The organism is Streptomyces sp. NPDC031474 (assembly GCF_055581185.1).
Genome location: NZ_JBVIJX010000009.1, coordinates 168,212 through 186,487, shown reverse-complemented (window position 1 = coordinate 186,487; position 18,276 = coordinate 168,212). Strand labels below are relative to the sequence as shown.

Below are 18,276 nucleotides of genomic sequence, written 5' to 3'. Positions count from 1 at the left end.
GAGCTGGAGGCAAAAATCCTCCAGCTCCGGATTCCGATAGATGCTGGACTATGGCCGTGGGACCCGCTTCAGGTCTTCATACCGCTCCAGAAACTCTCCGTGGCTCTTTTTGACCATGCCGAGAAGGTCCGAATACTTTCGGACATACACTTGACTTGCTCGAAGCATCTCCATTTCCTCGGCCACCATCGGGTCATCGCTTATCGACCCACAGAATAGATAGCCTATGACATGGCTCGGTCGATATGCATCATCGGTGGATCGCCGCAGGAGCCCACGGAGATACACAATGTACTCCCGAATCTGTTCCAACTCTTTGCGTCTCGCCACGGAATGAGGACGCTTGATCTCGACGACCACCAGCGTGTCTCCCTCTGCGACACAGAGGAAATCGATCCTCCTGTCCGACTCCGGCGCCTCGGCCTCCGGAAAATGTTCGCGCAGTAGCTGACTGTACCGAATCTCGTCCGCGACCAGATGCCATCTCGGGTCGAGAGCCCAGGGGAACTCCTTAAAGAAATTATGGAGGTCTGGGACTTCGAGGGCGTTGTTCGCGATCATCTTTTCCAGTTTCTCAATCGTGGCAATCCGCCCTCTCGTAACCTTTGCCATCTCCTTCGCTTCAACGATCTCCCATTCCCGGAACAGTGCGATCAACTGCGCCGGGTCCTTCAGCTCGGCCTCACCAACTTCCTCGGCTATCTCCCAGAAGGCATCAAACTCCAAGAAGTCAATACACGATTTCAGAATATTTTGAGCCTCTTCGTCCTGCCCGACCAGGTTATTTCCGACCGCCGCTTGAATGAGCTTGTCGACCACACGACGCGCCCTCTTGTGCTCGGACCCCTCGGTGGCCTTGAAAAAATCTCGATATACTGGCGCTTCCTCAAGCTGGCGAAGGTTGTCGTAGCGTCGCTTCTGTGACCAGTCCCGGGACACTCTATTGACCTGCCGCTTGCCCCACTCCAATAGTGCAGCGTTACTTTCGGCTTCCCAGACAAGGGAGTTACGGGCCGTTCCCACAGTGTCCTCTTCTTCGTCTACAAAATCAGCAACGAGTTCACCAATGAGATAGGCGAGAGCATACTGCTGGCCGGTGTTCGCTTCGAACCAAAAAGGCTCCTGCACAAGCTTTCCGCGCGCCATGATCGAAATTCCGCGCTGTATGCCGTCATCAACATTACTTGAGTGAGGAAGCGTTCCAATCCACCCGGTGACCCGCCAGCCACTCCCGGGAGATATTTCTTCATCATATTCCCAGAGATAAGGATCACCACTCACATCGCGAGCAAGGAGCGACTTCATGTCGCGCTCTTCGGGTGAAATCGGGATCCCGTTGATGACGACCTGGAAGTCATCGTTAATTACCGAGAACCTGCGCGCAATATGACGCCTGAGGGAAGGGACGGAAACGGATCGCGTGCGGAATTTCTCTATCCGGCGAAGCGTGATCCGGGTACCTGACTTCAGTCTTCCGGAAGGCTGAAGAGGGTCGAACTGTGCGGCCCGCTTGTGCGCCGCAGCCTCGAGCTCGTCGTAGTCCATTATAAATCGAGAGATGGAGCCGCTGCTGGCACTTTCGACTTCAATTTCCCTGGCTATCCCAAATCCGGAAAATTTCCCCAATCCCTTGCGCCCCATGTATCTACGAAACGGGGCCGTGGCGCGTTCTCCCCTTCCTTCCACCTTTCGGCGATCCCGCCCTACGAGAAGATACCCCTGCCTGATTTCCTCATCACTCATTCCATCCCCGTTGTCCTGCGCGATGATGACGGACCTATCCGTCATCCTGGATTCGGGGATGTCTATCTCAACCTTGCTGGCGCCTGCATCCCAGGCGTTTGCTATGAGCTCCGATATGACTGGGGGAAGAGTTGAGTACATCTGCACGCCAAGGTGCTTGATCGTGGCCGGGTCGAACTCCATCTTGTATGGACTGATCACTATGAATCACCTCACGCGTCGCACTCTTGAAGTGATCATCTTGTCGCAACTGGGCTATCCATGCAGGGCTTTGACCACAACGCCCCGGCTTGCGACCCCGACGTGGTGAACGGGCCTCGATGCACGATTGCCCGTCGCTTTGCCGGCGCAGCGAGCAGTGGCTTGTCGCCCTGATGCAAGGCCATCCCTCCCAGGGCAAGGGGTACCGGATGGCCCTGCATGATGCACTTCTGCTCGCCACGCACAGCGACGCCGTGATCCTCAGCTGTCCAGTTCGGCGTCGTAGCGGGTCTGAGCACGATCCAGGGCTTCGTCCACGTCGCAGCCGTGGGCACGAAGCCAGTGGAGGAGGTCCGTGATGACCGTGATCACCGACTCCTCGGCCACGGCCCTTCCCAGTCTTCCCGGGCCAGGTCGGAGAGGCGGTTTCACACCCGAGTAGAGCTCCAGCAAGGCCTCGGCCCGCCGCACACCGGGGCGTTCGACATGGCCGTTCGGCGATGTGAGACCCGTTGCCAGCTCGCACCACGTGACCTTCCGGTCGAGACGGAGCTGCACTCCCCAGCGTGCGGCGATTGCCTCGACGAGGGCCATGCCTCGCCCTCCCTCCGAGTCGGCGTTCGCGTCGAGGAGGGTGGGCAGGGCGCGTGTATCGGGATCGTGGACCTCGATACGCAGATGCACTCCGCTCATCGAGACCGCGAGGGTGGCCGGCGTACCGGGGCCGACGTGCGTGATGACGTTGGACGCCAACTCGCTTACACAGAGCTGAGCTTCGTCGGTGACCTCGTGCAGACCCCAGATGCCGAGGTGCAGCCGCATGACCCGGCGCAGGGAGGCGACCTCCGCCGGCTCGGCCGTGAAGGCCAGGTCCCACGGTTTGCGCGTCATGCACGCTTCCTGTCCCACGAAAACCCCTCTCGTCGCAGGCGACCCCCCATGAGCCACACAGCGTCACGGGGTATCACGATGAGTTGCGTTGCCATCAGAGTGCAGCCGGCGTATCCCTTCGTGCAATGTGCACAGCGAGATTCCCACTTCTGAGTGATTGGCAAGCACACCCCTTGGCGCGAGACTGAACGCCCGCTATTCGAAACGGGGTTGATATGGCCGGATCACCCACGGCACGCCGTCGCCGCCTCTCGTACGAGCTGAAAAAGCTCCGCGAGCAGGCCACTCTCACCTGCGCCCAGGTCGGCGCGGCCCTGGACTGGAGCGGTTCCAAGGTCAACCGCATGGAGACGGGCAGCGGCCGGGTGCAGCCGTCGGACATCGACGCCCTCTGCCGGTTCTACGGCACCAGCGAAGAGCTGCGCGAGTTCCTCAAGTCGCTCGCCCGGCAGGCCAAGGTGCGAGGATGGTGGCAGGTCCACGGGTCAGGTGTTCCGGAGTGGTTCAACATCTACATCGGCCTGGAACAGGAGGCCTCCACCTTCCACCAGTACCAGTGCGAGTTGGTGCCCGGTCTCATGCAGACCCACGCCTACACGTCCGAGCTCCACAGGACCGGCGCGCACATGTCCGCCGAGGACATCGACAGGGCCGTACAGGTGCGCATGGAGCGTCAAGCCCTGCTGAAGGGACCCGACGCCCCCGAAGCCTGGTTCATCGTGAACGAAGGCGCCCTGCGCAATGTCATCGGGGACCGAGCAGTGATGCGCGAACAGATCGAACGCGTCCTGGACACCGCCCAGTTGCCAGCCGTGACCCTTCAGGTCCTCCCCTTCGACTCCGGCACCTATCCGGCCACAGGCTCATTCACCATGCTGGGCTTTCCCGCACAGGAGGATCCCGACATCGTCTATCGGGACGGCATCACGGATGCCGTCTACCTGGAGGGCGAGCATCATGTTCGTGAGTACACCCGAGCGTTCGACGGCCTACGAGCCGCCGCCCTGAGCCCTCAACGTTCGGCCCAGTTGATCGAAACAATCTTGAAGGAATACGCACGGTGAGCATTGCAACGCCTAGCGGGAAGAGCCGTCCGGTGTGGTTCACGTCGTCGTACAGCAATGGTGCAGGAGGGGAGTGCGTCGAGTGCGCGCTGATGGATGACGGCGCCCTCGTTCGTGACTCGAAGAGTGTGGGAGGGGCTGAGATCGCTGTGCGAAGCGCGGCTTGGTTCTCCTTCGTACGTGCTGTGAAGCAGGGCGCCGAGGGCTGAGGGGCCCTCAGGTCACCTCGCAGGCCGTCCCCCGTCACCAAGTTGCCACGGTCGACTCATAGTGCTCCGCCAGGGCGCTCCGGTCGATCAGGTCCGTGTCCGGGAGCCGCAGCGACGTGCGGTCCAGTTCGCTGTACGTGGCGTAGCCGCCGAGGCTCGGGGCGACTTGGACGATGAAGTCTTCGGGCCTGATGGCCAGGAGGCCGCTGTCGAAGAGGTGATGAATGTCCGAGCGGAGGAGAAGGCCTTCCTCCTCTCTGTGCTGCTCCGTGATCGCGAAGGCCCGGAGATGGGCAGCTTGGAGCACTTCCGCCGGAGCAGGCCCCGTGACCGCGCAGATCATCCCGTATCGACGGACCAGCGCCCGGCGGAACGCATCCTGCCCCCGTCGCACTGCCACCGTTGTGCGCCGACGCCCGCCGGGCAACTCGAAGGGACGAGGCCGCACGCCGGCGGATGCCCGCCTTCTGCGGGGAAGCCGGACACCCCTGAAGGCCACGGCTTCAAGGACCCCGGAGTGGTCCAAGGCTTTGATCGACTGCTGGTCGGAATTGGTCAAGCTGAGTTCGGAGAGCAGGGCCTTTTCGAGGCAGCCCTCGAGGGCCTGCCAGGTGCCTCCGTAGTGGGCCCGATACGAGGTCACCTCTATCGTCTCTGTCGAAGGGTCGTCGAAGGTTTCTCCGCACGGACTGCACCTGAATCTGGGGAGCGTAGAGGTCCGCTCCTTGAAGCCGGTGCTCCCGCAACCAGGGCATCTGCTCCGGAGCTTCTCCTGGTTGGGGAAGATCTCCAACTGCTCGACGTAGCCGATGCCGAGAGCCTCACGTCCGCTTCGGACCACCACCAGGTCGTCCAGCGCGACCCGTCGATGATTGCCCACCGTGGAGTCGTAGCTGTAGGACTCCTCGATGACGTCCTCGTAGCCGGCGTTCCCCTGGAACTGTCGATCCTCGCCCGCGATCAGGAACGACCAAGCCCTGCCGACCGTTTCCCCCGTGACCATCCCTGTCTCGTCCATGACACGAGCTTATGAGCCAGCACTGACATCACACTCCGGACCTGGGTGTCCCGGCCGGGGTGGGTGTATTCGGCTTGCGCGCAATCTCAAGTCCTCGCACGGTGGGCGCAATCCGCTGCGATCCTCGGGCGTGCAGGGGCCCGTACGCCCATCCTCTCGCCATCGTTCACAAGACCGTCGCACGAAGATGAGCCCATGGACGACCTGGTGAAATTCCTTCGGGATCGCAACATGACGGACAACCACGCCTATGCCGAGGTGGCCCAACGCTTCGGCGGCGATGCCCTCCTCGACAGCCACCTACCGATGCTCGACCTGGTCGACATGCTGGCCAGGGACTACGAGTCGATGGATCCAGCCGATGCACGCCACGCAGGTCTCACGTACGCGCTCAAAGTGCTCGCGCTGTCGTACGCGGAGCACTGCTGCAGTGAGCAGCAAGAACGGCAGTCCGACCTGGTTCAGGTCGTTGTACAGCAATGGTGCGGGAGGGGAGTGCATTGAGTGCGCACTGATGGATGACGGCACCCTGGTACATGACTCGAAAAGTGCGGAAGGAGCTGAGATCGCCGTGCGCAGCGGGGCTTGGTTCTCCTTCGTACGTGCTGTGAAGCAGGACGCCGAGGGCTGAGGGGTTCCTCAGAGCATCTTGCACAAAGGGGCAAGGCCCTGGCCAGTGGCTCCGCCACCATCCCCGTTCTGCGTCTCATCACGACGTGAGGGGAAGAACCATCGCGCACAGTCGCGGCGCTCCTTCGAACGGCACCGCCTCGCCGAGGAGGTCGTATCCCCAGCTCTCGTACAGCGCCCGGACTTTGGTGTGGTCCTTGTGCACGAGCAACGTCGCCCGCTCTTCCCTGCGTGAGCTGAGCAGTTCGTCGTGAATGCGGCGCGCTGCGCCCGTCCCTCGCCAGGGCGTTCGAACCATCAGTTCGGACAGGGCGAACGTACGGGAGCCCGTCTCGACGACGAATGCATCGGGCAGGGTTGGGGTGACCTTGGTCCACCACGTCGTGGTCGGGCTGAGCGGAGCGCCGTAGGCGTAACCGACAGGCTGTTCCCGGTCGTAGGCGAGGACGCAAGCGAACTCCTTGTTCGCGGACCAGTGGTCGACGAACCTGGCAAAGGCATCGCGCCCGGCGAGCGGAGATGGCGTCCCGCGTGGTGGTGTAGGCGATCTCTGTGTGGGTGTGCGCGGGCGGGTGCCCGGGGCGTGCATCCGCTGATGGCTTCCGCTCCCTGCGCATAAGGCAGGCCATCGTGCAAATCTCCCTGGTGAACGGCCAGTTCAACCCTGGAGGTGCCCGATGGCCTTGTCCCAGTCTGACCTACAACGCCTGCTGGAGTCACTACGCACGGCAGACGGGATCGACCTCGTCCGCAACGTCGCCGAGCGCATGCTGCAGGAGCTGATCGAGGCTGAACTCAGCGGCCGGATCGGTGCTCAGTGGAACGAACACACCGACGCCCGCACCGCCTTCCGCAACGGTCATCGGGAGAAGACCCTGGCCACCCAGGCCGGCGATCTGGACCTGGCCATCCCGAAGCTGCGCAGCGGGAGCTTCTTCCCCAGCCTGCTGGAACGTCGGCGCCGCATCGACCAGGCTCTGTATGCGGTCATCATGGAGGCGTACGTGCACGGGGTGTCCACCCGCTCGGTCGACGACCTGGTCAAGGCGCTCGGCGCGGACAGCGGCATCTCGAAGAGCGAGGTCTCGCGGATCTGCGGTGACCTGGACGAACAGCTCGCCATCTTCCGCGGCCGGCCCCTGGACCACAGCCGCTTCCCCTACCTCTACCTCGATGCGACCTACTGCAAGGTGCGCGTGAACCACCGGATCGTCTCCCAGGCCGTGGTCATCGCCACCGGCATCAGCGAGGACGGCGGCCGTGAGGTGCTGGGCGTGATGGTCGGGGACAGCGAGACCGAGGCGTTCTGGAGCGAGTTCCTGCGCTCCTTGCGCGAACGCGGCCTGGGCGGGGTCCGGCTGGTCATCTCCGACAGCCACAGCGGCCTGGTGGCAGCGATCCGCAAGGTCATGCTCGGCGCCGCCTGGCAGCGTTGTCGTGTCCATTTTCTGCGAAATGTGTTCTCCGTGATCCCCAAGGGATCCGGCGAAATGGTCGCAGCCACCATCCGCACCATCTTCATCCAGCCCACCGCCCAAGCCGTCCACCACCAGCTCGATGCGGTCGCCGACATGCTCGGACAACAGTTCCCCAAAGTCAGGCAGATGCTCCTGGACGCAAAGGATGACCTGACCGCCTTCGCCGCCTTCCCCATCTCCCACTGGAAAAAGATCCAGTCCTCAGTGGACGTTAAGTCCGATCTTCCCTGGTTCGTGATCGCTCGATCGTGGTACTGATCGCCGTGCGGGGCGACCGTTCGTCATGTGCATGCTGGGATGCGGGCATGGATCGAAGACCGTATCCGAGCGACTTGTCGGATGAGCATTGGGCGTTGATTGAGCCGATGATCACGGCCTGGAAGCAGGCGAGGGTGGCGCGGTCGGCGACCGGTGATCCCGGGGCGTGCGATCTGCGGGAGGTCGTGAACGCGATCTTCTACCAGAACCGGACGGGTTGTCAGTGGCGCTACCTGCCCCATGACCTGCCGGCCTGGTCGGCGGTGTTCTACTACTTCACGCTGTGGCGTCAGGACGGCCTTGACCAGCGGATCCAGGAACTCCTGCGCTGCCAGGTCCGTGAGAGAGCCCGGCGATTAGAGGACCCGTCCCTCGTGATCATCGACACCCAGTCCGTGCGCGGGGCCGCCGGTGTCCCGAAGACCACGACGGGACTGGACGCCAACAAGAAGGTGTCGGGCCGCAAGCGGGGACTGGCCGTCGACGTGCTGGGCCTGATCATCGGCGTCGTCGTGCTCGCCGCATCCGCCCACGACAACGCCGCCGGCACCGCCCTGCTCGACCAGGCCGCCGAGCGGTGCGGGATGCGTCTGGAGAAGGCTCTGGTGGACCAGGGCTTCAAGGACGAGGTCCTCATCCACGGTGCCCTGCTGGACATCGACGTCGAAGTCGTCCGCCGCAACCCGGATGACCAGGGCAAAGGCTTCGTCCCGCAACCGAAGAGGTGGATCGTGGAGCAGGTCAACGGCACGTTGATGCTGCACCGCCGGCTGGCCCGCGAGTATGATCACCGGCCCGACACGTCCGCCTCGCGCGTCTACTGGGCCTCGATCGCGAACATGACCCGCCGCCTCACCACACCGAGTCCAGCCTGGCGCGACACCCTCGGACTGGCCGCGTGAACGTCATCGAGCTTCTGGCCGACCTCCAGGCCCAGCACGACAAGACCGCAGCCCGTGCCGACGAACTGCGTGACCAGATCCAGCATTTGACCGCCGCCCTGACCGAGACCGAAGCGCGACTTGCGAACCTGGTCACCACCCAGAAGGTCATCGCCGAACTCGCACCGGCTTCAGGCCAACCCGCACCGCCCGAGACGAACACCGCCTACCAGGCCATCGTGAACACCTTCAACCAGCATCCCGATCAAGGGTTCCGAGCCCGTGAGCTGCACGAACTCCTCGGTATGCCCACCGACGAGGCATCCGTCAACATCACCCGCAGCCGCCTCGGACGCCTCACCCGCCAAGGCTTCCTCACTCAACCCGGACGAGGCCGCTACCAGAAGCGGACTTAACGTCCACTCAAATCCCCTGGAACGGATCAACCGCGAGATCAAACGCCGCACCGACGTCGTGCAGGTCTTCCCCAACCCGGCCGCCCTCGAACGGCTGGTCACCGCCGTGCTCAGCGAGATGCACGACGAATGGATCGCCTTCCCCCGCCGCTACCTATCCGAAGCCAGCATGACGGCCATCTACGCCGACGAACACGCCGACCACACCACCCGCGCACTCCCCAACACCCCGAACGCTACGGACGATTGATCGCCTACACCATCACAGGGGACGTGACCCTGGCCGCCAAGCCAGTGATCCGCCGTTACTGCAGGGCCTCTATCGCCTTCAATATCAGGGCCCGTGCCTCAGCTCCGTAGACGGCCATGCTGCGCAGCCGCTCGAAGGCCTTGATGTACAGGGCAATCTCCGAAGGCTGGGTGATGTTCACCTCGGCGGAGATCAGCTCGACGGACACCAGGGTGTCGTCGTGGACGTCGAACGTCTCCTGGGGCCAGAGAGTCCGTTCGCGCGTCGACATCGGGATGATGCCGAGCGACACCGCCGGGAGTGCTCCGGCGGTGAGCAGGTAGCCGAGTTGGGCGGCCATCGCGTCCGCGTCGCCTAGCTGGTAGTAGAGCACGGCCTCTTCGACGACCATCACGAAACGGTGGCCGGGCTCGTGGATGATCCGGGAGCGCTGGAGGCGTGCAGTTGCGGCTTCGGCCGCGTCGTCGGGGACGCCGAGGAGACGGGCGTTGGTGCTCAGCAACGCCCGCGCGTATCCCTCTGTCTGCAACAACCCGGGCACCAGCACAGGGGAGTACGTGCGCAGCAGGTCCGTCGACCGGTAGAGCTCCACGTAGCTGTCCTGCAGCTTGCGAAGACCTGCCCGCACGCGTTGCCGCCACTCGCGGTAGAGGCTCTCTGCGTCCTGGGAGGCCGCGATGAGGTCCTCGGCCTGGTCCTCGGCGCCGGTCGCGTGGCACCAGGAGCGGATGTCCGCAGGGGACGGTGGCGTCCTGGCGTTCTCGATACGGGAGGTCTTCGCGTGGTGCCAGCGGCATTGGGAGGCCAGCTCGGTGACCGTGAGGCCGGCGTTTCTCCTCAGGTCGCGTAGCCGTCGCGCCACGTTCTCGCGAGCGGCTTGGGCGGAGGAGGACGGGGATATGGACATGAGCTGGCCGAGGGTGCTTTCTGTCAGTGGATCTCGTAGTCGTCGTGGGGGACGGCGCGCTCCCATACTGCCTCGAAGGCGTCCGAACACTGCTTGACGATGGTCGGTTCAGTGCGTAGCTCCATGGGAGAGTCACCGCTCCAGTCGCCGTCGCCCGAGAAGTGGTTGAAGAGGACCTGTGCGTCGTCGAAGATCCACAGGTCGGCGCCGGGCAGCATCAGGTCGGCCGCCTGCCGACGAGGCAGCCAGCGAACGAGTTCGCCTGCGTGCAGGTTGACGACGGTTCCGGCGTGCTCGTAGCGGATGTAGTCGGTGACCGGCTCGGACACGATGCGGGCACGTCGTACGACCACTCCGCGGGCGACCGCTCGCGAGATCAGGTCGACCCACGGTGCCCAGTACTCCGAGGTGGGATCCGCGTCCCGTCGTCCGGCGCGCAGCCAGGTGTCGTAGTCGTCGGCCTCATCGCCGACCGCGTACTGGTCGCGCATTTCCAGGTGCACGGCGGAGCGCTGCGCGGCCTCCATCAGCTCGTCAAAGCTGGGTACGTTCTGCGACATCGCAGGCCTCCCTCAGGATCGGCACCAGGCGGGCCGGGATGCGCACCACCGTCTCGTGGTCGGGGATGCCCTTTACGTGTCCGGGTGCCGGGTTGTCCACGCACTGGGCTCGCGTCGGCTCGTCCGCCGTGTAGCTCTGGATCACGATGTCCGCGGTTTCCAGATCCACCCATGCTGTTGGCGACCCGTTCTTTCCCGTATCCGGGTCGATCCCGATGAACCGTAAGCGCATGGCTGCCTCCCTTGTCGATGCTGTGCGCTGATGTGCACCAAACTTCGCGGCTCTGTGATGCCCAGTCAAGGCCACAAAGCAGCCAGACATCGCATTTGAAGTGCCATGCACATCTGTGCACATTGCTGGTGGAGGAGCACACCGCACCCCTAGCTTCGGCAAGGTGACCACGGACACGAGAACGCGGGCTCTGCATCCCGCCGAACCAGAACCCGGAATCCTCATCCATCCACGCGCCGACCGCGAGCTGGCCACCGCCCACTGGCTGCTGTCGGCTCACCCCGCCCCCAGCCGGGCGGCGACGGAGTGGGTGGAGTACGGCATCGCGCTGCTGCCCCTCGGCACCCTCATGTCGGCCGTACGGCTGCCACAGGACCTTGTGCACGCCGTGGCCGACCGATGCGGACGCGACGATGTCGACTCATTCCTCGACGAGGCCCTCAACGGTGGGCCGGTCATCTGCGACCCGCAGGGGTGCAGGTACTACGCCCTGGTCCCGGCCGGCATGCCCGCCAGTTGGCACGTGGCCGCCGTGGAATGGCATGCGCTGGGCGTGGAGTGCCTGGGCCGCGGCACCTACCTCGGTGTCCCGGAGCCGCGGGCCGACTCCCTCAACCCCCATGTGTGGCACTCCTACTGGTCCGTGCCCATGCCCTCGGCGGGCGAGCTGTGCCGCCCACTTGACGTCGCCCGGATCATCGCCGCCGGAAAGCGGCTCTCGTGCGACGAGCAGTGAAGCAAAGTCCTCCAACTGCGAAGGAGCCACCCCATGACCCTCACCGCGGTCGCCGCCAAGCCCCGCACCGGTCGTTCCCTCGTCACCGACACGGAGTTCGAGACTCTCGCCGCCTTCTGCGCCGATGAGTATGGCCTCGAGCGCTGTGTCGCCGACCGGGTCGTCGACCAAGCGCTCGCCCTTGTCTTCGTCATGGGGAGCAGCGGCGACGGCGCGAGCATGGCACCGTCACAGCAGGTCGACCCCGGCTGGCACACGCTCATCCTGCACACCGGGTGGTACGCCGACTGGTGCGAGCGCAGCTTCGGCTACTTCCTGCACCACCAACCCAACTCCACAGTCCGTACGCGCGGGCTGATGGTCGACGTCGTCGGCCGGTTGCGTACCGCCGGGTTCGAGGTCGACGAGCGGCTGTGGGGCACGGCCGCCGAGTGCAACCCGCCCACCTGCTGCGGCGACGGCGACGGCTGCTGACACACCCCCTCCCCCTCAGTGCGGGTCGGCCGTCCTCCACGACCGGCCGGCCCGCCCCTCCCCGTGCCAGAACGGACCCACCGACGTGTCCCTGACCGAGCTGACCGCAACCAGCCGCGTCACCGTCTTCCCCCTCGGCAACCTCACCGTCGCCTACACCACCCACTCCAGCGACACACGCGGCCTCGGCGACATCGGACTCGTCGCCGTCGTCGACGAACAGACCGACGGCGAGGAACTGTGGCGACTCGCCCGCGACCTCGGCGGCCGACCCCACGGCCCGGACCAGGCCCGATGGATCCTCACCCAGGCCAGCCGCGCCCGCGTGGTCGCCGCGTACAGGAACCTGCCGGACGTCAAGTGGACGGCAAACATCCGTCGGCGCTTCGAACTCGACACGCTCTTCGCGAACCACGAAGTCCTCATGACGGGCCGGATCACTCTCAGCGGATCCGGCGAAATCCGGCGCGGTTCGGAAGCGCGCCGAGGGGACGCGGGGCCGTGACATGCGCGGCTCCGCCGCGGCCAGGGCGGCCTGGGGGGGGACCTCCCTGCGAAAGGCTGGGGAGAGGGCGACGGCTGATCGACGCTCGGGCTTGCCAGTTGATGAGCGCGTGATCGGCGCGTACCGAAAGCTCCTGCGGGACCGCCCAGGTGGTCAGACCGTCTGAAGCTCCGAGATGATCTGCTCCGCAATGCGGCGAGCGGGCTCCAACCGAGGGTCCTCCAGGTGCGCGCCCGGCCCGAGGATCTTCGAGCACGTGAACAGTGTCATCAGTTTGCCGTCCCGGCTCTCGAAGTCATGACGTCGTTCCTGCCGCACACGATCGGCCAGAGCCGGCACGGCGAGCGAGCTTCCCCACAGCGTCGCGGAGTCCAGCCCTCGCGGCGCGTTCCCCCAGTCCTCCCAGTCGAAGAGACAGAACGTGGGGGCGGTCATGTTGGCCCAGTTCAGATCCGCGTGCGCCGGCGCCCACCGTTCGACGGTCGTGTCGAAGTCACCGGGAAACGCGGTGCGAATGGCCTCGGTGACCAGAGCCTGTGTGATGGTGACGGTGTCCGGGGTGGCGACCCTCCTGGTGTGCTGCTCCGCGAGTGCGTCCAGCGAGTCGTTGAACGCGTGCCACCACGTGTCCGTCAGCTTTGGGTCGTCGATCAGAACGGCGGTGCCGACGGGACTTCCGGGCAGTAGGTCGGTCTCGTCGGCCCGCCACATCACGGGCTCTTCAGGGTCCCGCCAGACCACACATCCCTGCCATGCGGGCTGGGCAATGTGTTGGAGACGAGCGGCTGACTCGGTGCCGTTCCAGCCCTGGTCGCTGATCTTGTCGAGCACTCGACGTTCCACCCGGACCCAGGTGCCGCGGTCTGTCCTGACTCCCACGGAACGACGTTTGCGCACCACCGTGTCCAGGTCCAAACGCACCTGCAGAGACCGCTCTACACGGTCAAGAACCTCATCAACCGGCTCAACTCGTAGATCAACAGCACGACCAGCGGAGACCGAGAGCGTCATGAAGGCGACCGTAACAGTGCTGTCCGCTCGATTCAGGGGCATTCCTGACCACCGCCAACAAGAGAGAAGGACCCACGTGACGAGCATGTTCCGTACCAGTGAGCAGGCGCTCCTGCTTCAGCCGTTCGCCTCCATCTCCCATCTCTTCCGCGATTTCAAGCACACCGCTTGGCGGCTGGAGACGCGCCGGGGTTACGCCTCCGATCGCAACAGTCCCAAGTGGGGACGGTTCCTCGCGGGCGAGGACATCTCGCACGACCCCGACAACGACTGGCGTGAGAACGTCCGGGCGCAGACTGCGCAGGGCAAGCGCTTCGAGCGGGTCCGTCTGGTCGACGAACCGCTCACGACGGGACAGCAGTTCCTGCTGGCGAGCGCGCCCGGCAATGTCGCCGCGGGCGAGGACATCCGTAACCTCAGCCGTACCCAGGCTGGTGAACTGCGGCTGCCGGACCACGACTTCTGGCTCTTCGACTCGAAGGTCCTCGCCCGGTTCGCGTTCGACGACGATGACACGACCCTGGGCGTGTACATCACCGAAGACCCGGCCGACGTCCTTGCAGCCTGTCAGGCTCGTGACGCCGCCTGGCACCATGCGGTCCGTACAGAAGAGTTCGCCAGGCGGGTACGTTCCACCGTGTGATCACGGACTACTAGACCGCCGGAGAGGCCCTGGGCGCGCGGCCTCCCGAGCTGCGGCAAAGCCGTCCATCAGCACGGACCCTCACGAGGTCAAGCTGTGCGCCGACGCCTTTGAGTCGGTCTGGGAGCTGGGCGTACCTCACTCCGACTACCGGATCGTGTGATCGGTGCGAGAAGTCCACAAGGATTCCGAGGCTCACGGCAGCGCCGCGAAAATGCGGATCGGCCCAGGTGCGGCAGTTGCTACCTTCGACGCGATTGGCCACTCGCCGGAGAAAGAGGAAGCCCCTCATGCATGATGCCCGCGCCCTTCTCGACATGGGTGCCGAAGCGGTTCGTCGCCTTGCTCGCCGCGGATACTCACTGGACCTGTCCGCGCTGGAGAGTCTTCAGACGCAGCGCAACCAGAACATCCGCTCGGCCGACGAGCTGCGGGCAGAGTCCAAGCGCGTGGCCGGCGAGGTTCAGCAGGCTGCGAAACAGGGCGGGGACATCTCCAAGCTGAAGGAGCGGGCCCGCGAGATCAAGGATCAGGTCCGCGAGCTCGAGGCCGATCAGGAACGGGTGCAGGAGGCTCTCCGCACGCTCCTTCTCACCATCCCGAACCTCCCCGACGACAGGGCGCCCGATGGCGACTCCGAGGAGTTCGCGGTCGAGGTCCGCCGGGTCGGTACTCCGCCGTCGTTCTCGTTCACCCCGAAGGACCACGTCGATCTCGGCGAGGCCACCGGCATCCTCGACTTCGCTCGGGCCACGAAGCTGTCGGGGCCCCGCTTCGCCGTCTCACGAGGAGCCGGGGCCGCCCTTGAGCGGGCGCTCACCACGCTCTTCCTCGACCTCCACACCCGTCGGCACGACTACATCGAGCACTCGGTGCCGTTCCTGGTCACGCGCAAGACGATGACGGGCACGGGCCAGCTGCCGAAGTTCGAGGAAGACCTGTTCAAGACCGGCGTCGCGGACCGTGAGCTGTTCCTTGTCCCGACGGCCGAGGTCCCGCTGACCAACCTCTACGCCGACGAGATCATTCCGCCCTCCGAGCTGCCGATCGCGATCACCGCACAGACTCCGTGCTTCCGCTCGGAGGCCGGCTCGTACGGCCGCGACACCCGGGGCCTGATTCGTCAACACCAGTTCACCAAAGTGGAGATGGTGCGGATCTGTGATCCCGAGGAGGCCGACGCCGAGCTGGAGAAGATGCTCGGCCACGCCGAAACCTGTCTGAAGGAGCTGGGCCTCGCCTACCGCGTAGTCACCCTCGCCGCAGGTGACACGGGCTTCTCCGCCCAGCTCACCTACGACCTGGAGGTCTGGTTCCCCAGCCAGAGCACCTACCGCGAGATTTCGTCGGTCTCGAACTTCGGCACCTTCCAAGGGCGGCGCGCGAACATCCGCACCCGTGGTACAGACGGAAAGCCGAAGCTGGTCGCCACACTCAACGGTTCGGGTCTCCCGGTCGGCCGCACCCTGGCCGCGCTCATCGAACAGGGCCAGCAAGAGGACGGCTCGGTCGTCCTGCCCGAATCACTCGTCCCGTACCTCGGCTTCCGCCGTATCTCGGCGGACGGATCACCGGAGGCATAGTGCTCGTCGGCGTCCGCGACTTTGTCCGCCGGACGCCGTGGCGGCTCCCCGGCGACCTCGGCGGTCGACCCCAGGGATCGGATCAGGCCCGATGGCTCCTCACGCAGGCGAGCCGCGCGTGCGGCTCCGCGACGGGACTGCCGTAGGCCTCAGCGGCGCTGCGGACCGGACGTAGGGGTGAAAGATTTCGCGTCGTGGGCTTCGTCGGTGTCGTGGCGGCCCCGGCCTGGTGCCGCGGACTGATCAGAGGACGCCGTGCTCACTAGCATCGGTCTTCATGATCGCAGTGGTCGTCACCATCGGGCTGGCGTTCGTCGGCTATGTCGTCACCTACCTCAACGGGTTGCGCCTGTCGCAGCGCCATGAGCGCCTCGCTCGCGTGAATCGCCAGCTCAGCGACTTCTACGGCCCCTTGTTCGCCCTTACTGAGGCCAACAGCCGTGTCTTCGGCGCGTTCATGGAAGGCAACGCTCGTGCTGACGGCAGATCGCCCTTCGCTCATGAGACGCCTCCCACCGAAGCGGAGTTGGCCGAGTGGCGGCTGTGGGTCATGACCGTCTTCCTTCCGAACATCCAGGCCATGCGCGACCTCGTCATCAAGCACGCCGACCTGTTGAGCGATCCGGACATGCCGCCGCTCCTGCTTCAACTGTGCGCGCATGTATCGGGCTACGAGATCACAGCCGCCCGATGGGCCCAGGGCAGCTACGACCAGCACCTCTCGGTCGTGTCGTTCCCCAGCGAGGAGATCGCCGCGTACGCGCGCCAGGGGTTCGCGCGGCTGAAGCGGGAGCAGGCCCACTTGCTGGGGCGACGGCACGACAGCTGACCAGATCTGGAAGTGGGCTCCGTCAGGGTGACCGCTGCCCCGTGTCGTGCACCCCAGCGGCCGAACCCGCCTGCTCCTCCTCGACGAGTGGCTGGGGTCCCAGTACCGCGAGGAGTTCGAGGCGTTGCGCGTCCTCGGTGGCCGGTTCGGCTGTGTAGATCATGATGCGGAGGTCGCTGCCGGCGACGGTGAGGACGTCGCAGTCCAGGGTGAGCGGGCCTACCTGGGGGTGGTCGATGGTTTTGCGGGAGGCCTGGTGGTGGCCTACGGCACCCGAGGTCCACAGGTCGGCGAAGCGGGGGCTGTTTGCTCGTAGGTCCGCGATCAGGGTGCGCAGGCGCTGGTCCGCCGGGTAGCGGGTCTGTGCTGTGCGCAAGTCGGCGACCACCGCTGTTTCCATTGCCTGGCGGGCCTGTGAGGTGTGGCGGATGCGGTCGCCCGAGCCCAGGAAGGCGCGCCAGGCGCCGTTGCGTTCGCGGCCGTGGCGTTCGCCCATGAGGGCCGTGTAGAGGGGGTTGGCGAGGAGGAGCGTCCAGGCCGCGTCGGAGACCGCCACCGGGGTTCCGGTGAGGCGGTCGAGCATGCGGTGCACGCTCGGTGCGATGTACGCCGGGACCGTGCCCTGGCCGGGCGGTACGAGTCCGGCGGCGTGGAAGAGGTGTTCGCGTTCGGGCGGGGAGACGCGCAGTGCTCGTCCGAGGGCCTCTACGACCTGTTCCGAGGGGTTCGCGGCCCGGCCCTGTTCCAGGCGGGTGACGTAGTCGACCGAGATGCCCGCCAGCATCGCCAGTTCCTCGCGGCGCAGGCCGGGGGCGCGCCGGTGGCCGCCCGAGGGCAGTCCCGCCGCGGCCGGCGAGACGCGGTCCCGCCATCGTCGTATCGTCCGCCCGAAGTCCGTGGTCGCCATGTCACCACTGTGCACCGCCCGGCCCGGGTCTTCCTGGTACCGGCAGTCCCAGGAAGACGGGGCTCCTGGCTGATGCCCGCCCTCCGATGCAGCCTGGGGTCATGACTACGACGACCACCACTACAACGACACTGATCACCGGGGCCAACAAAGGGCTCGGTTTCGAGACCGCTCGGCGGCTCGTCGCCGCGGGACACAGCGTCTACGTCGGCAGCCGTGACGCCGAGCGTGGGCGGCGGGCCGCCGAGCGGCTGGGGGCGCGATGGGTGCGGCTGGACGTCACCGACGACGTCTCCGTCGAGGCCGCGGCCAAGACGATCGAGGCGGACGGCGGACTGGACGTGCTGATCAACAACGCGGGCATCGAGAGCCGGGGCGTCGGCAACAGCGTGATCGGTGCGGCGGAAGTGACCGCCGAGCACATGCGGGAGGTGTTCGAGACGAACGTCTTCGGCATGGTGCGCGTCACGCACGCCTTCCTGCCGCTGCTGCTGCGCTCGCCCGCGCCGGTCGTCGTCAACGTCGGCAGCGGTCTGGGCTCCCTGACGCGGGTCGCGGACGCGAGTACGCCGGCGTACGGCTATCCGGGCGTCGCCTACCCGGCCTCGAAGGCGACGGTCAACATGATCACCGTGCAGTTCGCGAAGGCGTTCCCGGCGATGCGGATCAACGTGGTGGAGCCCGGGTTCACGAAGACCGACCTCAACGGGAACACCGGCGTCCAGAGCGTCGAGGAGGGCGCGGAGATCATCGTCCGGATGGCGCAGGTGGGCTCCGACGGTCCGACCGGCGGGTACTTCGACGCGGCGGGGCCGCTTCCCTGGTAGGCCCGGTCCGGTAGGCGAAGGCC

At 65.5% G+C, this 18,276-nt stretch carries 22 protein-coding genes and 2 pseudogenes; 15 read left to right on the top strand and 9 right to left on the bottom strand.

The genetic code is table 11. From position 1 onward, the window contains the following. Positions 1–48: 48 nt before the first annotated feature. Together ACZ5SK_RS20280 and ACZ5SK_RS20275 are read right to left on the bottom strand one after the other, a co-directional pair. Complete coding sequence (locus ACZ5SK_RS20280; RefSeq protein WP_334579583.1) at positions 49–1,944, bottom strand: ATP-binding protein; 1,896 nt, start codon at positions 1,942–1,944, stop codon at positions 49–51. Between the two features lie 261 nt (positions 1,945–2,205). Next, positions 2,206–2,835 carry an ATP-binding protein gene (locus tag ACZ5SK_RS20275; RefSeq protein WP_334579582.1) on the bottom strand — a complete coding sequence of 210 codons (630 nt, stop codon included), beginning with the start codon at positions 2,833–2,835 and terminating at the stop codon, positions 2,206–2,208. 215 nt (positions 2,836–3,050) lie between these two features. Between ACZ5SK_RS20275 and ACZ5SK_RS20270 the strand changes: the two genes are divergently transcribed. Continuing rightward, positions 3,051–3,899: a helix-turn-helix domain-containing protein gene (locus tag ACZ5SK_RS20270; RefSeq protein ID WP_334579581.1), complete on the top strand. Its 849-nt coding sequence runs from the start codon at positions 3,051–3,053 to the stop codon at positions 3,897–3,899. After that, positions 3,896–4,108: a DUF397 domain-containing protein gene (locus ACZ5SK_RS20265; protein WP_334579580.1), complete on the top strand. Its 213-nt coding sequence runs from the start codon at positions 3,896–3,898 to the stop codon at positions 4,106–4,108. The genes ACZ5SK_RS20270 and ACZ5SK_RS20265 overlap by 4 nt, the downstream gene beginning before the upstream one ends. A 34-nt stretch (positions 4,109–4,142) precedes the next feature. On the opposite strand, the gene ACZ5SK_RS20260 is transcribed toward ACZ5SK_RS20265, so the two are convergent. Further along, on the bottom strand, positions 4,143–5,126 hold the full coding sequence (locus tag ACZ5SK_RS20260) for an HNH endonuclease (RefSeq protein ID WP_334579579.1): 984 nt from the start codon (positions 5,124–5,126) through the stop codon (positions 4,143–4,145). A 195-nt stretch (positions 5,127–5,321) separates the two neighbouring features. Between ACZ5SK_RS20260 and ACZ5SK_RS20255 the strand changes: the two genes are divergently transcribed. After that, a complete protein-coding gene (locus ACZ5SK_RS20255; RefSeq protein WP_334579578.1) occupies positions 5,322–5,630 on the top strand; it encodes a hypothetical protein in 309 nt (102 codons plus the stop codon). Between the two features lie 10 nt (positions 5,631–5,640). After that, positions 5,641–5,757: a hypothetical protein gene (locus ACZ5SK_RS20250; RefSeq protein ID WP_334579577.1), complete on the top strand. Its 117-nt coding sequence runs from the start codon at positions 5,641–5,643 to the stop codon at positions 5,755–5,757. Between the two features lie 78 nt (positions 5,758–5,835). On the opposite strand, the gene ACZ5SK_RS20245 is transcribed toward ACZ5SK_RS20250, so the two are convergent. Next, positions 5,836–6,345 carry a GNAT family N-acetyltransferase gene (locus ACZ5SK_RS20245; protein WP_334579576.1) on the bottom strand — a complete coding sequence of 170 codons (510 nt, stop codon included), beginning with the start codon at positions 6,343–6,345 and terminating at the stop codon, positions 5,836–5,838. Between the two features lie 88 nt (positions 6,346–6,433). Here ACZ5SK_RS20245 and ACZ5SK_RS20240 point away from each other — a divergent pair. The 4 genes and pseudogenes from ACZ5SK_RS20240 to ACZ5SK_RS20225 all read left to right on the top strand — a co-directional run. Further along, positions 6,434–7,438: pseudogene (locus tag ACZ5SK_RS20240) on the top strand (IS256 family transposase); the annotation flags it as partial. 101 nt (positions 7,439–7,539) lie between these two features. Beyond that, complete coding sequence (locus ACZ5SK_RS20235; protein ID WP_266529666.1) at positions 7,540–8,394, top strand: IS5 family transposase; 855 nt, start codon at positions 7,540–7,542, stop codon at positions 8,392–8,394. After that, on the top strand, positions 8,391–8,789 hold the full coding sequence (locus ACZ5SK_RS20230; protein ID WP_266529664.1) for a hypothetical protein: 399 nt from the start codon (positions 8,391–8,393) through the stop codon (positions 8,787–8,789). The genes ACZ5SK_RS20235 and ACZ5SK_RS20230 overlap by 4 nt, the downstream gene beginning before the upstream one ends. A gap of 7 nt (positions 8,790–8,796) precedes the next feature. Next, positions 8,797–9,039, top strand: a pseudogene (locus ACZ5SK_RS20225) (transposase); the annotation flags it as partial. Between the two features lie 55 nt (positions 9,040–9,094). Here the strand turns inward: ACZ5SK_RS20225 and ACZ5SK_RS20220 are convergent. Genes ACZ5SK_RS20220 through ACZ5SK_RS20210 form a run of 3 tightly spaced genes read right to left on the bottom strand, consistent with a single transcriptional unit; the run spans position 9,095 to position 10,738 of the window. Beyond that, a complete protein-coding gene (locus ACZ5SK_RS20220) occupies positions 9,095–9,946 on the bottom strand; it encodes a helix-turn-helix domain-containing protein (RefSeq protein ID WP_334579574.1) in 852 nt (283 codons plus the stop codon). Positions 9,947–9,969: 23 nt separating this feature from the next. Continuing rightward, on the bottom strand, positions 9,970–10,506 hold the full coding sequence (locus tag ACZ5SK_RS20215) for a DUF6879 family protein (RefSeq protein ID WP_334579573.1): 537 nt from the start codon (positions 10,504–10,506) through the stop codon (positions 9,970–9,972). Further along, positions 10,481–10,738 carry a hypothetical protein gene (locus tag ACZ5SK_RS20210; protein WP_306952092.1) on the bottom strand — a complete coding sequence of 86 codons (258 nt, stop codon included), beginning with the start codon at positions 10,736–10,738 and terminating at the stop codon, positions 10,481–10,483. The genes ACZ5SK_RS20215 and ACZ5SK_RS20210 overlap by 26 nt, the downstream gene beginning before the upstream one ends. A gap of 163 nt (positions 10,739–10,901) precedes the next feature. Here ACZ5SK_RS20210 and ACZ5SK_RS20205 point away from each other — a divergent pair, with 163 nt between their 5' ends. The 3 genes from ACZ5SK_RS20205 (at position 10,902) to ACZ5SK_RS20195 (ending at position 12,453) form a co-directional block, all read left to right on the top strand. Beyond that, complete coding sequence (locus ACZ5SK_RS20205) at positions 10,902–11,474, top strand: hypothetical protein (protein ID WP_334579572.1); 573 nt, start codon at positions 10,902–10,904, stop codon at positions 11,472–11,474. 33 nt (positions 11,475–11,507) lie between these two features. Then, a complete protein-coding gene (locus ACZ5SK_RS20200; protein WP_334579571.1) occupies positions 11,508–11,948 on the top strand; it encodes a glycine-rich domain-containing protein in 441 nt (146 codons plus the stop codon). A gap of 85 nt (positions 11,949–12,033) precedes the next feature. After that, positions 12,034–12,453 (top strand): hypothetical protein, encoded by a 420-nt coding sequence (locus ACZ5SK_RS20195; RefSeq protein WP_361700926.1) that lies wholly within the window; start codon positions 12,034–12,036, stop codon positions 12,451–12,453. A 153-nt stretch (positions 12,454–12,606) separates the two neighbouring features. Here the strand turns inward: ACZ5SK_RS20195 and ACZ5SK_RS20190 are convergent, their stop codons facing one another. After that, positions 12,607–13,464: a hypothetical protein gene (locus tag ACZ5SK_RS20190; protein ID WP_468576378.1), complete on the bottom strand. Its 858-nt coding sequence runs from the start codon at positions 13,462–13,464 to the stop codon at positions 12,607–12,609. An 85-nt stretch (positions 13,465–13,549) separates the two neighbouring features. On the opposite strand from ACZ5SK_RS20190, the gene ACZ5SK_RS20185 reads away from it, so the two are divergent. The 3 genes from ACZ5SK_RS20185 to ACZ5SK_RS20175 all read left to right on the top strand — a co-directional run bounded on the left by ACZ5SK_RS20185 (position 13,550) and on the right by ACZ5SK_RS20175 (position 16,519). Beyond that, entirely contained in the window at positions 13,550–14,107 is a 558-nt protein-coding gene (locus ACZ5SK_RS20185; protein WP_334581327.1) for a DUF6879 family protein, read from the top strand. A gap of 290 nt (positions 14,108–14,397) precedes the next feature. Beyond that, entirely contained in the window at positions 14,398–15,690 is a 1,293-nt protein-coding gene (gene serS / locus ACZ5SK_RS20180) for a serine--tRNA ligase (protein ID WP_468576377.1), read from the top strand. A 277-nt stretch (positions 15,691–15,967) separates the two neighbouring features. Beyond that, entirely contained in the window at positions 15,968–16,519 is a 552-nt protein-coding gene (locus tag ACZ5SK_RS20175) for a hypothetical protein (protein WP_334579568.1), read from the top strand. A 22-nt stretch (positions 16,520–16,541) separates the two neighbouring features. Here ACZ5SK_RS20175 and ACZ5SK_RS20170 read toward each other — a convergent pair whose 3' ends face one another. Next, on the bottom strand, positions 16,542–17,426 hold the full coding sequence (locus tag ACZ5SK_RS20170) for a helix-turn-helix transcriptional regulator (RefSeq protein WP_334579567.1): 885 nt from the start codon (positions 17,424–17,426) through the stop codon (positions 16,542–16,544). A 101-nt stretch (positions 17,427–17,527) separates the two neighbouring features. Here ACZ5SK_RS20170 and ACZ5SK_RS20165 point away from each other — a divergent pair, with 101 nt between their 5' ends. After that, a complete protein-coding gene (locus ACZ5SK_RS20165; protein ID WP_334579566.1) occupies positions 17,528–18,253 on the top strand; it encodes an SDR family NAD(P)-dependent oxidoreductase in 726 nt (241 codons plus the stop codon). The last annotated feature ends 23 nt before the right edge of the window (positions 18,254–18,276 follow it).